The following is a 14,761-nucleotide window of genomic DNA, read 5'->3' as shown; positions in this document are numbered from 1 at the left end:
CAAGGAGTAATCGCCCGTGTTTTCGCGTTACAAGAAATCCGACAGCGGCAAGGCCAAGCCGGTTCTGGCCGCCGTGCCGCCCGCCGCCGCCCCCAAGGCCGCGGTCGCCGCGGCCAAGCCCGCGCTCGCGCAACGCCGCCCCACCGTCGCCGCGGCCCCTGGCCCGGCCGACAAGGAACGCAAGCGCAAGGAGCGGTTGCAGGAGATCAAGGTCGAGCTGCACAAGCGGCTGCTCGACAACCTGAACCTCTCGGCCCTTGAATCCGCCGCCGAAGCCGACCTGCGCGCCGAGATCACCTCGATCGCCGGCGAGGCGCTGGAAGAGATGGCGGTGGTGCTGAACCGCGAGGAACGCCAGCACCTGAACCAGGAGCTCTACGACGAGGTCACCGGCCTCGGGCCGCTGGAGCCGCTGCTGAAGGACGAAACGGTCAACGACATCCTAGTCAACGGCCCGCATCAGATCTTCGTCGAACGCGACGGCAAGCTGATGCTCTCGGACATCACCTTCAAGGACGAACGCCACCTGCTGCGGATCATCGACAAGATCGTTTCCGCAGTCGGACGCCGGGTCGACGAGTCGAACCCCTATGTCGACGCCCGCCTGGCCGATGGCTCGCGTTTCAACGCCATGGTGCCGCCGGTCGCAGTGGACGGCTCGCTGGTCTCGATCCGGAAGTTCAAGAAGGAAAAGCTGGCGATTGACGATCTCGTCAGGTTCGGCGCCTTCACCGAGGAAATGGCGGTGTTCCTGCAAGCGGCCGTCGCCTGCCGGCTGAACGTCATCGTGTCGGGCGGGACCGGCTCGGGCAAGACCACGACGCTGAACGCGCTGTCGAGCTTCATCGACAACGCGGAACGGATCCTGACGATCGAGGACACGGCCGAACTTCAGCTGCAGCAGACCCATGTCGGCCGGATGGAAAGCCGCCCGCCGAACGTCGAGGGCCGTGGCGCCGTCACCCAGCGTGACTGTCTGCGCAACGCCCTGCGGATGCGTCCCGACCGGATCATCGTCGGCGAGACCCGCGGCGAAGAGGTCATCGACATGCTGCAGGCCATGAACACCGGCCACGACGGCTCGATGACCACGATCCACGCCAACTCGGCCCGCGACGCCGTTTCCCGTCTGGAGAACATGATCGCCATGGCCGGGATCGAGATGCCGCTGAAGGCCGTCCGGGCGCAGATCGCCAGCGCCGTCAACCTGGTCGTGCAGGCCAGCCGTCTGCAGGACGGTTCGCGCCGCATGGTGTCGATCACCGAGATCACCGGCATGGAAGGCGAGGTCATCTCGATGCAGGAGGTGTTCCGCTTCCAGCGCCAGGGTCTGGGACCGGACGGAAAGATCATCGGTCGCTTCACCGCAACCGGCGTGCGCTCGCACTATTCCGAGCGCTTCAAGCAATGGGGCTACGACCTCCCGGCATCCTTGTTCGAGCCGGTCGCGGCGCAATAGGAGCGAGTTTCATGGTCATCTCAGCCGAACCGATCATCTACGGCCTGATCTTCATCGCCGTGCTGGTCCTGGTCGAAGGCGTCTACCTGACGGTCTTCGGCAAATCCATTTCGCTCAACAACCGGGTCAACCGCCGGCTCGAGATGCTGGAAAAGGGTCAGGGCCGCGAGCAGGTTCTGGAACAGCTCCGCAAGGAGATGAGCCAGCACCTCAAGTCGCGCTCGATCCCGCTCTACGCGATCCTCGCCAACAAGGCGCAGAAGGCCAACATCGCCTTCACCCCCTCGCAGCTGATCATCATGATGGGCGTGCTGGCGGTGGTCGCCTTCATGGGGCTGACCGTGGCCACGGCGGCCGAACTGCCGGTGCGGATCGCGGTGGCAATCGCCATGGGGATCGGCGGCATCTACGTCTGGGTCAACAAGAAGGCCAAGAAGCGGATGGCGATGATCGAGGAACAATTGCCGGATGCGGTCGAGCTGATGGTGCGCTCGCTGCGCGTCGGCCACCCGTTCTCCTCGGCGGTGAACATCGTCGCCAAGGAAGTGCCGGACCCGCTGGGCTCGGAAATGGGCGTCATCGCCGACGAGGCCGCCTATGGCCGCGACATGAGCGAAAGCCTGAAGAACATGGCCGAGCGGATCGACACCCAGGACATGCGCTTCCTCGCGGTCGCGGTCTCGATCCAGCAGCAGTCGGGCGGCAACCTGGCCGAGATCCTGGACGGTCTGTCGAAGGTGATCCGGGCCCGCTTCAAGCTGTTCCGTCGGGTCAAGGCGATCACTGCCGAAGCGAAATGGTCGGGCATGTTCCTGTCGGTCTTCCCGCTCGGCGCGCTGGTGATGATCAACGTCCTGCAGCCCGGCTATTACGACGAGGTCAAGCAGACGTCGGTCTTCATCCCGGCCTGTCTGATCGTCGCCGCGTTCCTGACGGTCAATATCTTCGTTATGCGCATGCTCGTGAACATCAAGGTGTAGGGGCCGACCATGGAAACTCTCAAAGGCATCTTTGCACCGTTCAACGCGATGCTCACCGACACGCTGGGCCCCTTCGGCCCGCTGGTTCTGGCCGGAGTGGCAGGCTTCTTCCTGATCCTGCTGACCCTGCCGGTCCTGCTGAAAAAGCAGAAGGACCCGCTGGAGCGGCTGCGCGAACAGCGCATTCCGAGCGCCAAGGCCAAGGGCGGCAAGGAAAAGTCGCTGCGCGCCGAGACCAAGAAGGACAAGCTCGAGAAATACGCCACCTTCCTCGAACCGCAGGACGAGGCGCAGTATTCGGCGATCAAGCTGAAGCTGGTGCAGGCCGGCTACCGCTCCAAGAACGCGGTGCGGCACTATCATTTCGCGCAATTCGCCCTGGGCATCCTGCTGCTGATCGCCGGTGTCGCCTATGCGGTGCTGCAAGGCGCCACCAATGACGAGCCGATGACCCCGACCAAGATGATGCTGGTCATCCTCGGCCCCGGCATCGCGGGTTACATGCTGCCGAAATACTGGGTCACCAAGCGCCAGCAGACCCGGCAGGAAGAGATCACCAACGGCTTTCCCGACGCGCTGGACATGATGCTGGTCTGCGTCGAGGCCGGCCAGTCGCTGGATCAGTCGATCATCCGCGTCGCCAAGGAAATCCGCGCCGGCTTCCCTGCCCTGGCCGACGAATTCGACATCGTCAGCTACGAGGTCAAGGCCGGCAAGGACAAGATTTCGGTGCTGCGCGACATGTCCGAACGGGCCGGTGTGGTCGATGTCGCCTCTTTCGTCACCGTGCTGATCCAGTCGGCCTCTTTCGGCACGTCGATCGCCGAAGCCCTGCGGGTCTATGCGGCAGAAATGCGCGACAAGCGCGTAATGCGCGCCGAAGAGAAGGCCAACACCTTGCCGACCAAGATGACCCTTGCCACAATGATGCTGACGGTGCCGCCGCTTCTGATCATCCTGATCGGGCCTTCGCTCTACGATATCTACCAGACGCTGAACAACGCGAAGTTCTGAGGCACTGCAAGACATCACCCGGGTCGCGGCCCGGGCGGAAAAAGGACCTGATGACCGGACACAACAGGGCAGCCGCCTTTCTCAGCCTCGCCTTGCTGGCCGCCTGCGGAAACGCGGGCGGCCCTGGTCTTGACGGAAATCCCTATGCCCCTGCCCTGCGCGCCCGCGGCGAATCCGTCGACGGGCTGATCGTCGGCCACAGGCTGATGGCCGCCGGCGAATACGACCTGGCGCTGAAGGCCTATTACCGCGCCGCCGCCGAACACGGCACCTCGGTCGATGTGCTGTCGGCCATAGGTTCAGCCAATCTCGGCCTCGGCCGCCTGGGTCAGGCCGAACTGCTGCTGCGCCGCGCCCTGGAGGTGGACCAGACCTTCGTTCCGGCCTGGAACAACCTGGGCGTGGTCCTGATGGAACGCGGCAAGATCGGCGAAGCGGTCGAGACCTTCAAGCGGGCCTACGCGCTCGACAGTGGCGAAAGTGCCCGGATCCGCGATAATCTGCGTTTGGCATTGGCCAAACTGGACAATCCAAGTTACTCTGAACCGGATAACAACTTCGCATTGGTGCGACGTGGAAGCGGGGAATACCTGCTTCTCTCAGAACACTAGAAAAGCGAAGAGCATAGAGAGCAGGACAAGGACGCAGGCCATGCGCCATTCACTGATTCTGACGCTCTGCCTAGGCGGAGCGGTTGCCGTTTCTGGATGCCAGAAGAGCTCGGATGCCGAGGTCGAACGCGCCCTGAAGGACGTCAACGTCATCGACGAGAGCAATCTCAACGACATCATGCTGACCGTTGCCGACCCGAACGAGGCGGTGGCCTATTTCAAGAAGACCCTGGCCCAGAACCCGGATCGGGTCGATCTGAAGCGCGGCTATGCGCAATCGCTGATCCGCGCCAAGCGCAACCCCGAAGCCGCCCAGGCCTGGGCCGCGGTCGTGGCCGATCCCAACTCGACCCTGGACGACAAGGTGGAACTGGCCGATGCGCTGATCCGCAACAACAAATGGGACGAGGCCGAGAAGGTCCTGAACCAGGTCCCGCCGACGCATGAGACCTTCAAGCGCTACCGGCTGGAAGCGATGATCGCCGACACCCAGAAGAAATGGGACAAGGCCGACAGCTTCTACGAAACCGCCGTCGGCCTGACCACGACCCCGGCGACAACCTACAACAACTGGGGTTACTCGAAACTGACCCGCGGCGACTACAAGGCCGCCGAGCAGAAATTCGGTCAGGCGATCACCTATGACCGAAACCTGTTCACCGCCAAGAACAACCTCGTCCTGGCACGCGGCGCACAGCGGATCTACGATCTGCCGGTGGTGCCGATGACGCAGGAAGAGCGGGCGCAGCTGCTCTACACGCTGGCATTGGCCGCGATCAAGCAGGGCGACGTGACGATCGGCAAGGGCCTGTTGCGCGAAGCCATCGACACCAATCCCCAGCACTTCGAGGCCGCGGTGCGGAGCCTCAAGGCGCTGGAAGCCAATGTCTCGAACGGCTGAAGCCGATGCTGGACTGGCTAGCGTCGATTGACCCGCCGGTGGCCGCCAGCCGGTGGTCAGCCTGGTGGTTCCTGCCCTTCGCGGTGCCGATCTCGGTCTATGTGGCCTGGACCGACCTGAAGGCAATGCGGATTCCCAACAAGTCGGTGCTGCTGCTGTTCGGCTGCTTCCTGGGGGCCGGGCTGGTGGCGCTGCCGCTGCCCGAATACGGCTGGCGGCTGGTGCAGGCGCTGGCGGTGCTGGCAATCGGCTTCTTTCTGAACCAGTTCGGCGGCGTCGGCGCCGGAGACGTGAAATTCGCCGCCGCCGCCTCACCCCTGGTGGCGACCGCCGACGGCAAGCTGATCATGATCCTCTTCGCCTCGGTGCTCCTGGCCGCCTTCGCCACCCATCGGGGCTTTCGCGCCCTGCCCTTCGCCCGCCGCGTCACCCCGGAGTGGCAGAGCTGGACCCGGCATGACTTTCCGATGGGCCTGGCTCTGGGCGGCGCGCTGATCTTCTACCTGATCCTGGTCGCGGTCTACGGGGTCTGAGACCGCCCGGACCGGCGCCCGCAGGTGCAACTGCCGGACACGGGACTGCCCCCCGCAGCCATCGGCCCTTAACGCCTCACCCGGGCGGGGTAACGCTGTAAAGCGTGTAGAGCGGCGTCTCGCGAATAGGCGCCAGCACATAGCCGGCCTCGCTGATCGCATCGAGCTTGGTCTTGCGGGCCGGCAGGCTGACCGCGCATTCGGGCACCAGCACCAGATCGGCATCCGCCATCCCGGGCGTGCCGCCGTAATACCAGGGCGCGGCGCCGATCAGCGGCGGGAAATCACCGAACAGCCACAGCGCGTTGAACAGATCGGCTTCGAAAATCCGCCGGCCCTCGAAGCCCGCCTTCTTCAGATCCCCGGCCACCGCGTCGAAAACCCCTTCGATCCCCATTTCCAGGCCGCAGCTGCGCAATGGTTCCCCCGACAGTTCGGCCTCGTCCTTGTCGCGCTCGGCAAAGCTCGCCAGATGATCCAGCCCCGATCCCTCGCCATCCAGGGGAATCTTCCCGTCGGCGCGGGCATAGCGCACCTGTGGCAGGCCCAGGTCGCCATAGCGCGGGTTGTTGGGGATCATCGCGACATAGTCCGACGTGTCGAGCCAGAGATGCCGCCAGGGTGAATAGCCGAGGTTGAGCACCGAGGGCGCCGCAAAGGCCATCACCGCCGCCGCCGTCAGGTTGAAGGCGTTGCGCAGGTTCCAGCCCCAGCCGTTGACCATCTCGGCGCCGGGCCGCAGCGTCATCAAGAGCACGCCCAGCAGGACCAGCCATTGCGGATCGTTGCCGAAATTCTGCAGCTCGATATAGAGCATGCTGGGCAGCAACAGCAGCAGCACCAGCCCGACCCGGCCGCGATGCGCCTGCCGCATCAGCACCACCGACAGCAGCAGCAGGATGTTGATCGGCAGGAAGGACGGCGCCCCCATCAGGTTTCCGATCGGCAGGCCCGGCTGGGTCCGCAGGGGCGACTCGGCGACCGTCCTGAGATCGCCGATATAGCCCAGCCAGAAGGCCGGCCCGCCCCAGAGCGTCACCACCAGCGCCACCGCGACCCCGGCCAGAAACGCCGTCAACAGCGTCCGCCGGGCGTTCAGCATTGCCAGCGAAACCACGACCGGCAGCAGCAGGGCCATGAAATAGGTGATCTTCAGCAGCACCAGCGCCGCCATCGCCAGGCCGATCACCAGCCCGTCCAGGGTCTCGGCGCGGCGCCTGGCCCGGGCCGGGACCAGGGCCGGCAGCAGCGCCAGATAGGCCAGGACCCAGGCCCATCGGTTGTAATGCATGGACATCGACAGGGTGACTTCGGTGCCGCCATAGGTCAGCGCCATGCACAGCACGACCAGATAGAGCCCGACCAGATAGGCCGCCAGCCGCGGCAGGCGCTGCGCCACCCACCAGATCGCCGGCAACAGCACCAGCGCCGTGCCGATCTGCGCCAGGATCATCGCCTTGCCGATCGTCGCCCCTGCGGCAAAGACCGCCACGATCGGCGCAAAGGCCAGGACCCCGATCGGGGTCATGAAATCCTGATGGATGCGCTGGCCATCGGCCATCCGGCTGACGATGTCCAGCAGATGCAGCGTGTCGCCTTCATGCTTGGCAATGAAGACCCCGCCCTTCAGCAGTTCCATGCCGCCGATCAAAGCCAGAGCCGCGGCAAGAAGCCCGAACAGAAGAACTGGGTTGGGTCGCTTCAAGGGGCTGCTCCTGTCGATTTTTTCGCAAACTCTATCGGCCCCGGCATCGCACCGCCAACAAATCGCCGAAATTAGTGTCCAAAACGGGGTTCAGGTGGTAGATTCGACACAAAACAAGAAGCAGTTCGCAATAAGCATTCAACAGGCTCGACCATGAACATCCAGACCCAGACCTCCGGCATCATCGCGCCGCCGCAGCCCAAGGACCTGGCCGACACCGGCCTGAACACCGTCATGCTGCGCGACATCCTGCTGAAGACCATGTTCCGGCAGAACCTGACCGAGGTCAGCGCCCTGTCGCGCGTGCTCTGCCTGCCGATCCCGGTGACGCAGGAACTGGTCGATCTGGCGCGAAGCCAGCGGCTTGTGGAAGCCACCGGCACCCTGAGCGCCACCGCCGGCAAGGAGATGGGCTATCAGCTGGCCGACGCCGGCAAGGCGCGGGCGCTGGATGCGCTGTCCCAGTCCGAATATTTCGGCGCCATGCCGGTGCCGCTGGAACGCTACGGCATCCAGATGAAGAGACAGTCGATCCGCAACATCACCATGACCCGCGACCGGCTGCTGGGCGCCATGGGCCATCTGATCCTGCCGCCCGAACTGATCGACCATCTCGGCCCCGCCGTCGGCTCGGGCCGCTCGATCCTCATGTACGGCCCGCCGGGCAACGGCAAATCCTCGATCTCGAACGGTATCCGCGACGCCCTCGGCGACACGATCTATGTTCCCCGCGCCGTCGAATACCAGGGCCAGGTGATCTCGGTCTACGACCCGATCGTGCACACCCTCGCGCCCGAACCCGAGGACGATCCCAATTCGCTGCGCCGCACCGCCGCCAAATACGACCGCCGCTATGTCTATTGCGAGCGTCCAACGGTGATCACCGGCGGTGAACTGTCGCTGGAGATGCTCGACCTCGTCTACAACCCCACCTCGCGGACCTACCAGGCACCTTTGCAGATGAAATCCTCGGGCGGCGTCTTCATCGTGGACGACCTCGGCCGCCAGAAGGAACCGCCGCAGGCGATCGTCAACCGCTGGATCGTGCCGCTGGAGGAAAGCCGCGATATCCTCGCCCTGCAATCGGGCGAGAAGTTCGAGGTACCCTTCGACACGCTGGTGATCTTCTCGACCAACTTCCACCCGAACAAGATCTTCGACAAGGCGGCGCTGCGCCGGATCTTCTTCAAGATCAAGATCGACGGCCCCAGCCAGGAAGACTTCCTGAAGATCTTCGCCATGGTGGCGCGCAAGAAGAAGATGCCGCTGGACGAACAGGCGCTGGTCCATCTGATCAAGGTGAAATACCCGACCATCGACAATGTCTACGCCAACTATCAGCCGATCTTCCTGATCGACCAGATGATCGCGATCTGCGAGTTCGAGGGCATCCCCTACCAGATGACGCCCGAGCTGATCGACCGCGCCTGGGCCAACATGTTCGTCGAAGAGGGCGAGATCGTCCATTGACCCGCGGGCGCGGGGCCACGGCCCCGCCCCGGTTGACGCCGCAGCACTGGCAGCCATTCGCCTTTTGCATGTCTGCCCTGTTTCCAAGCCGCGAAAATGCGCTACACTCCTTGGCAAGGATAGGATATTAGATAGTTTAACGTTAAACTATCTTCGCGCCAGGGGAGGAGTGCCGCATGGCAGCCAGAAAGACGCAGGCGAAACCCAATACATCGAAAGAGGACCTGCTGCATTTCTACCGGGAAATGCTGCTGATCCGTCGGTTCGAGGAAAAGGCCGGCCAGTTGTACGGCATGGGCCTGATCGGCGGCTTCTGTCACCTCTACATCGGTCAGGAAGCGGTCGTCGTCGGGCTGGAAGCCACCGCCGAGGAAGGCGACAAGCGCGTCACCTCCTACCGCGACCATGGCCATATGCTGGCCTGCGGCATGGACCCGAAGGGCGTCATGGCCGAGCTGACCGGCCGCGAGGGCGGCTACAGCCGCGGCAAGGGCGGCTCGATGCACATGTTCTCGAAGGAAAAGCACTTCTACGGCGGTCACGGGATCGTCGGCGCCCAGGTGCCGATCGGCGCCGGGCTCGCCTTTGCGGACAAGTATCTGGAAAACGGCCGCGTGACCTTCACCTATTTCGGTGACGGCGCCGCCAACCAGGGCCAGGTCTACGAAACCTACAACATGGCCGAACTCTGGGATCTGCCGGTGGTCTTCGTGATCGAGAACAACCAGTATGCGATGGGCACCTCGGTCAAGCGCTCGACCAAATCGACGACGCTCTACGGGCGCGGCCTCGCCTACGGCATTCCCGGCGAAGAGGTCGACGGCATGGACGTGCTGGCGGTCAAGGCAGCCGGCGAGAAGGCGGTGGCGCACTGCCGGGCCGGCAAGGGGCCCTATATCCTCGAGATCAAGACCTACCGCTATCGCGGCCACTCGATGTCCGACCCGGCCAAGTACCGGACCCGCGAAGAGGTGCAGAAGATGCGCGACGAGAAGGACGCGATCGAGCATGTGCGCACCATGATCCTCGACGGCAAACATGCCTCGGAGGACGACCTGAAGGCGATCGACAAGGAGATCAAGAACATCGTCAACGAAGCGGCCGAGTTCGCCAAGGAGAGCCCGGAACCGGCCGAAGCCGAACTTTGGACTGACATCTACGCGGAGGCCCAGTAATGGCGACTGAAATTCTCATGCCCGCGCTGTCTCCGACGATGGAGGAAGGCACCCTGGCCAAATGGCTGGTGAAAGAGGGGGATACGGTCACCTCGGGGATGATCCTGGCCGAGATCGAGACCGACAAGGCAACGATGGAATTCGAGGCCGTCGATGAGGGCATCGTCGGCAAGCTGCTGGTCGCCGAGGGCACCGAAGGCGTCAAGGTGAACGCGCCGATCGCGGTGCTGGTCGAGGAAGGCGAGGCGGTGCCCGACGCCGCCCCGGCCAAGGCCCCTGCCCCGGCAGCCCCTGCCGCCGAGGCCCCGGCCCCTGCGCCGGTCGCGGCCCAGGCCAGTGCCCCGGCCACGCCACAGGCCGATACCAGCCCGGACTGGCCCGCCGGCACCGAAATGAAGACCATGACGGTGCGCGAGGCCCTACGCGAGGCGATGGCCGAGGAAATGCGCCGCGACGACCGCGTCTATCTGATGGGCGAGGAAGTCGGCGAATATCAGGGCGCCTACAAGATTTCCCAGGGCCTGCTGGACGAGTTCGGCCCGAAGCGGGTGATCGACACCCCGATCACCGAACACGGATTCACCGGCATCGCGGTCGGCGCCGCCTTTGGCGGGCTGCGCCCGATCGTCGAGTTCATGACCTTCAACTTCGCCATGCAGGCGATCGACCAGATCATCAACTCGGCGGCCAAGACCCGCTACATGTCGGGCGGCCAGATGGGCGCCCCGATGGTGTTCCGCGGTCCGAACGGGGCCGCGGCCCGGGTCGGCGCCCAGCACTCGCAGGACTATGCCGCCTGGTATGCGATGGTGCCCGGCCTGCGGGTCGTCATGCCCTGGTCGGCGGCGGATGCGAAGGGCCTGCTCAAGACCGCGATCCGCGATCCGAACCCGGTGATCTTCCTGGAGAACGAAATCCTCTATGGCCGCAGCTTCGAGGTGCCGGTGCTGGACGATTTCACCATCCCCTTCGGCAAGGCCCGGATCGAGCGGCAGGGAACCGATGTCACCATCGTCTCCTTCGGCATCGGCATGAGCCATGCGATGGCGGCGGCGGAAGAGCTGGCGAAAGAGGGGATCGAGGCCGAGGTGATCGACCTGCGCACCCTGCGCCCGCTCGACTACGCCACGGTGATCGACAGCGTGAAGAAGACCAACCGCTGCGTGACCGTCGAGGAAGGCTTCCCGGTGGGTGCCATCGGCAACCACCTCTCGGCCTATATCATGACCCATGCCTTCGACTATCTTGATGCGCCGGTCCTCAACTGCACCGGAAAGGATGTGCCGATGCCCTATGCGGCCAACCTCGAGAAGCTGGCGCTGATCAATCCGGCCGAGGTGGTCGCAGCCGTCAAACAAGTCACATATCGCTGAGGGGGCCGAAGATGCCGACAGAAATTCTGATGCCCGCGCTGTCTCCGACGATGGAGGAAGGCACGCTTGCGAAATGGATGGTCAAGGAAGGGGATACGGTCAACTCCGGCGACATCCTCGCCGAGATCGAGACCGACAAGGCGACGATGGAATTCGAAGCCGTCGATGAAGGCGTGGTCGGCAAGCTGCTGGTCGCCGAGGGCACCGAGGGCGTGAAGGTCAACGCGCCGATCGCGGTGCTGCTGGAAGAGGGCGAAAGCGCCAGCGACATCGCCAGCGCCGCCCCGGCCAAGGCGGCGGCTCCGGCCGAAACGCCCAGCACAGCGGCCCCCGCCGCCCCCGCGGCGGCTCCCCCGGCGGCCCCTGCCCCGGCTCCGGCAGCCGCCCGGTCCGGCGACGGAACCCGGGTCTTCGCCTCGCCGCTGGCCCGGCGGATCGCGGCCGAGAAGGGGCTCGACCTCTCCACCATCACCGGCTCGGGCCCGCACGGACGGATCGTCAAGGCCGATGTCGAAGGCGCCCGACCCGGTGCCGCGGCCCCGGCGGCGGCCTCTCCGGCTGCCGAAGCGGCTCCGACCAAGGCAGCGGCCCCCATGCCGGCCGGCCCCGGCGCCGAGACCGTGCTGAAGATGTATGCCGACCGCGAGTTCGAAGAGGTCAAGCTCGACGGAATGCGCAAGACCATCGCGGCGCGGCTGACCGAGGCCAAGCAGACCATCCCGCATTTCTACCTGCGCCGGGACATCAAGCTGGACGCGCTGATGAAATTCCGCGCCGAGCTGAACAAGGCGCTGGAACCGCGCGGCGTGAAGCTCAGCGTCAACGACTTCATCATCAAGGCCTGCGCCGTGGCCCTGCAACAGGTGCCGGACGCCAATGCGGTCTGGGCCGGGGATCGGGTGCTGAAGCTGAAGCCCTCGGATGTGGCCGTCGCCGTCGCGATCGAGGGCGGGCTGTTCACCCCGGTCCTGCGCGACGCCGACATGAAGTCGCTCTCGGCGCTGTCGGCCGAGATGAAGGACCTCGCCAAACGCGCCCGCGAACGCAAGCTGGCGCCGCATGAATACCAGGGCGGCAGTTTTGCGGTCTCGAACCTCGGGATGTTCGGCATCGACAATTTCGACGCGGTCATCAACCCGCCGCATGGTGGCATCCTGGCGGTCGGCGCCGGCGTGAAGAAACCGGTTGTCGGCGCCGATGGCGGCCTCACGGTGGCCACGGTGATGAGCGTGACGCTTTCGGTCGATCACCGGGTGATCGACGGGGCGCTCGGCGCGCAACTGCTCGAAAAGATCGTTCAGGCGCTGGAAAACCCGGTGACGATGCTGGCCTGAGGCCGGCGGCCGGACGGCCGCTTGCCGTGCAGCGGTTTCAGGTCGTCCGGGGTGCTCGGGCGGCCGGGACCGGACGTCCGGCCCCGGAGTGGCCGGCAGTTGCGCCGCGCCCGCCTCAGTCCCCTGTCCGACGAAACTCCACGAACACGCGAACCTTGCAATTGGCCAGCCCCAGCATCGCCAGTTGCCCCCCGTCCATGCTCAGCCGGAAATCCAGTTTCGCCTGCACGAATTCCGGGTCCCTGATCTGGCTGTCCCAGATTGCCGACATCCTGACCGGTCCGCCGGACTGCAAGGGCATGATGCCGCTGTAGCGGTCATCGGTGACTTTCGACCAGCTCACCGTGCTGCCCGGCGACAGCTTTTGCGGATGGAACACCCCTTCCCAGAGCACCCGCCGCGACCGGCCCAGCCCCGCAAGACCGGGCTCCAGCGCGCTGTCCAGCCCGGCGGGACAGCCCGAGACCTGCCTGTCGGTCACTTGGCCGAACCAGGTTCCGTCCCGCGGCGTGATCGCCGGAAAGAACGCCAACTCGCATTCGCCGGGGCCGCCCGAGGTCAAATCCAGCTCTTCGGCGGTCATGGCTGTCCAGACATAGCCTTCGTCGGTTTCGACCAGCAGCGGATCCTCGACCCCTTCCGGAGGCGCCTCGCCCAGGGTGATCGTGGCCTCTTCGACACTCAGCTCGGTCAGCAGACATTCGCAACCCGAGGTGCTGCATGTCGCCACCACGACATTGCCCTCGGCCCGCGCCATCCCGGGCACTCCCCCCGGCCCGCAGGCCATGAGCGCCACAAACGCAAGCCTTATCAATGACATCCGATCTCCCCCGCTCTCACCACGCTTTCATGGTGCGGCGAGGGGGTCCATTCCGTCAAGTTTTGCCCGGCTGCGCCAATTGACCTGCCGCAAGGATTCCCCCACCGCTCCCGGCTAGGACCGGCGCAGCGCGCAATAGGGAGCACCCGCATGGACTGGACCGCAGAACTGGCCGAAGCCAACACGAACCTGGCCACCTACCGCAAGGCGGCGCCCGAGGTCGGGGTCGGATTTTCCGGCCTGGCCAAGGCCTCGATGAGCCCGGGGGCGATCGACCTGAAGCACAAGGAACTGATGTGCATCGCCATCGGCATTGCCCGGCAATGCACCGATTGCATCGGCTTTCACGTCAAGGCGGCGATCCGCGCCGGCGCCACCCGCGAAGAGGTGGCGGACTGCGTCTCGGTCTCGATCTACATGGGCGGCGGCCCGGCCTTCATGTATGGCGCCAGGGCGCTGGAGGCCTACGACCAGCTGGCCGGCTGAAACGGCGGCGCGGCGGGCCGGATCAGTCCCCGATCACCTGATCCATGCTGATCGAGGGCTGCGAGCATCCCGCCTCGCCCACCACCTTGGCGGGCACCCCGGCCACGGTCTTACAGGCCGGCACGTCCTGCAACACCACCGAGCCGGCCGCGATCCGGCTGCAACTGCCGATCCGGATATTGCCCAGAACCTTGGCCCCGGCGCCGATCATCACCCCGTCACCGACCTTGGGATGGCGGTCATGACCTTCCTTGCCGGTGCCGCCCAGCGTCACCGCGTGCAGCATCGAGACATTGTCGCCGACCACCGCCGTCTCGCCGATCACGATCGAATGGGCGTGGTCGATCATCAGCCCGCGCCCGATCTTGGCATTGGGATGGATATCGACGCCGAAGACCTCCGAGACCCGCATCTGGAAGAAATAGGCCAGGTCGCGGCGGCCCTCGGTCCACAGCCAATGCCCGACGCGATAGGCCTGCAACGCCTGATAGCCCTTGAAATAGAGCACCGGCTGCAACATCCGGTGGCAGGCCGGATCACGCTCGTAGACCGCCACCAGATCGGCGCGGGCGGCATCCGAAAGGTCCGGCGCGCTGGCATGGGCCTGATCGGCGATCTCGCGGATCAACTGTTCGGACATCTCGCCCGAGGCCAGTTTCATCGACATCCGATAGGCAAGCGCCCGGTGCAGGCTGGGGTGGTGCAGAATGGTGGAATGGATCATCCCGCCCAGCAGCGGCTCGGCCTGGACCGCCTCTTCGGCTTCGGTGCAGATCTGCGACCAGACCGGATCGACCTGGGCAAGCTTGGCGCGGTTTTCCATCGGGGGGCCTCCTGCGGCAATCCTGTCGGGCTTCTACCGCAGATAGGGCTGCCGGGCCAAATGGAAAGAGGGTCCGG

At 65.1% G+C, this 14,761-nt stretch carries 14 protein-coding genes; 11 read left to right on the top strand and 3 right to left on the bottom strand.

The window, feature by feature from the left end:
- Nucleotides 1-16 precede the first annotated feature (16 nt).
- From NUW50_RS04990 to NUW50_RS04965, 6 genes are read left to right on the top strand one after another with little or no spacing between them, the layout of a single operon-like run.
- Nucleotides 17-1,459 (top strand): CpaF family protein, encoded by a 1,443-nt coding sequence (locus NUW50_RS04990; RefSeq protein ID WP_258287961.1) that lies wholly within the window; start codon nt 17-19, stop codon nt 1,457-1,459.
- Nucleotides 1,460-1,470: 11 nt separating this feature from the next.
- A complete protein-coding gene (locus tag NUW50_RS04985; protein WP_258287960.1) occupies nt 1,471-2,439 on the top strand; it encodes a type II secretion system F family protein in 969 nt (322 codons plus the stop codon).
- 9 nt (nt 2,440-2,448) lie between these two features.
- Nucleotides 2,449-3,453: a type II secretion system F family protein gene (locus tag NUW50_RS04980; protein ID WP_258287958.1), complete on the top strand. Its 1,005-nt coding sequence runs from the start codon at nt 2,449-2,451 to the stop codon at nt 3,451-3,453.
- A gap of 50 nt (nt 3,454-3,503) precedes the next feature.
- Nucleotides 3,504-4,064, top strand: coding sequence for a tetratricopeptide repeat protein (locus NUW50_RS04975; RefSeq protein ID WP_258287957.1), 561 nt, complete (start codon nt 3,504-3,506; stop codon nt 4,062-4,064).
- A 40-nt stretch (nt 4,065-4,104) separates the two neighbouring features.
- Nucleotides 4,105-4,965 carry a tetratricopeptide repeat protein gene (locus NUW50_RS04970; protein ID WP_258287956.1) on the top strand — a complete coding sequence of 287 codons (861 nt, stop codon included), beginning with the start codon at nt 4,105-4,107 and terminating at the stop codon, nt 4,963-4,965.
- Nucleotides 4,966-4,970: 5 nt separating this feature from the next.
- Entirely contained in the window at nt 4,971-5,498 is a 528-nt protein-coding gene (locus tag NUW50_RS04965; protein ID WP_258287955.1) for an A24 family peptidase, read from the top strand.
- Between the two features lie 76 nt (nt 5,499-5,574).
- Here NUW50_RS04965 and NUW50_RS04960 read toward each other — a convergent pair whose 3' ends face one another.
- Nucleotides 5,575-7,203 (bottom strand): hypothetical protein, encoded by a 1,629-nt coding sequence (locus NUW50_RS04960; RefSeq protein ID WP_258287954.1) that lies wholly within the window; start codon nt 7,201-7,203, stop codon nt 5,575-5,577.
- A gap of 153 nt (nt 7,204-7,356) precedes the next feature.
- Here NUW50_RS04960 and NUW50_RS04955 point away from each other — a divergent pair, with 153 nt between their 5' ends.
- From NUW50_RS04955 to NUW50_RS04940, 4 genes are all read left to right on the top strand, one after another.
- Entirely contained in the window at nt 7,357-8,673 is a 1,317-nt protein-coding gene (locus tag NUW50_RS04955; protein ID WP_275981934.1) for an ATPase, read from the top strand.
- A gap of 176 nt (nt 8,674-8,849) precedes the next feature.
- Nucleotides 8,850-9,848, top strand: coding sequence for a pyruvate dehydrogenase (acetyl-transferring) E1 component subunit alpha (pdhA, locus tag NUW50_RS04950; protein WP_258287953.1), 999 nt, complete (start codon nt 8,850-8,852; stop codon nt 9,846-9,848).
- Nucleotides 9,848-11,221 (top strand): pyruvate dehydrogenase complex E1 component subunit beta, encoded by a 1,374-nt coding sequence (locus tag NUW50_RS04945; protein WP_258287952.1) that lies wholly within the window; start codon nt 9,848-9,850, stop codon nt 11,219-11,221. Before pdhA ends, NUW50_RS04945 begins: the two co-directional genes overlap by 1 nt.
- Nucleotides 11,222-11,232: 11 nt before the next feature.
- Nucleotides 11,233-12,555: a pyruvate dehydrogenase complex dihydrolipoamide acetyltransferase gene (locus NUW50_RS04940; protein ID WP_258287951.1), complete on the top strand. Its 1,323-nt coding sequence runs from the start codon at nt 11,233-11,235 to the stop codon at nt 12,553-12,555.
- Between the two features lie 115 nt (nt 12,556-12,670).
- On the opposite strand, the gene NUW50_RS04935 is transcribed toward NUW50_RS04940, so the two are convergent.
- Nucleotides 12,671-13,312 carry a hypothetical protein gene (locus NUW50_RS04935; protein WP_258287950.1) on the bottom strand — a complete coding sequence of 214 codons (642 nt, stop codon included), beginning with the start codon at nt 13,310-13,312 and terminating at the stop codon, nt 12,671-12,673.
- Between the two features lie 213 nt (nt 13,313-13,525).
- On the opposite strand from NUW50_RS04935, the gene NUW50_RS04930 reads away from it, so the two are divergent.
- Nucleotides 13,526-13,861 (top strand): carboxymuconolactone decarboxylase family protein, encoded by a 336-nt coding sequence (locus NUW50_RS04930; protein ID WP_258287949.1) that lies wholly within the window; start codon nt 13,526-13,528, stop codon nt 13,859-13,861.
- Between the two features lie 22 nt (nt 13,862-13,883).
- Here NUW50_RS04930 and cysE read toward each other — a convergent pair whose 3' ends face one another.
- Entirely contained in the window at nt 13,884-14,684 is an 801-nt protein-coding gene (gene cysE / locus NUW50_RS04925) for a serine O-acetyltransferase (protein ID WP_258287948.1), read from the bottom strand.
- Nucleotides 14,685-14,761: the final 77 nt, after the last annotated feature.

Source organism: Frigidibacter sp. ROC022 (genome assembly GCF_024723735.1).
Classification (GTDB): domain Bacteria; phylum Pseudomonadota; class Alphaproteobacteria; order Rhodobacterales; family Rhodobacteraceae; genus SLM-1.
The sequence above is the reverse complement of the archived record's forward strand: the minus strand, read 5'-3'. Positions and strand labels throughout refer to the sequence as shown.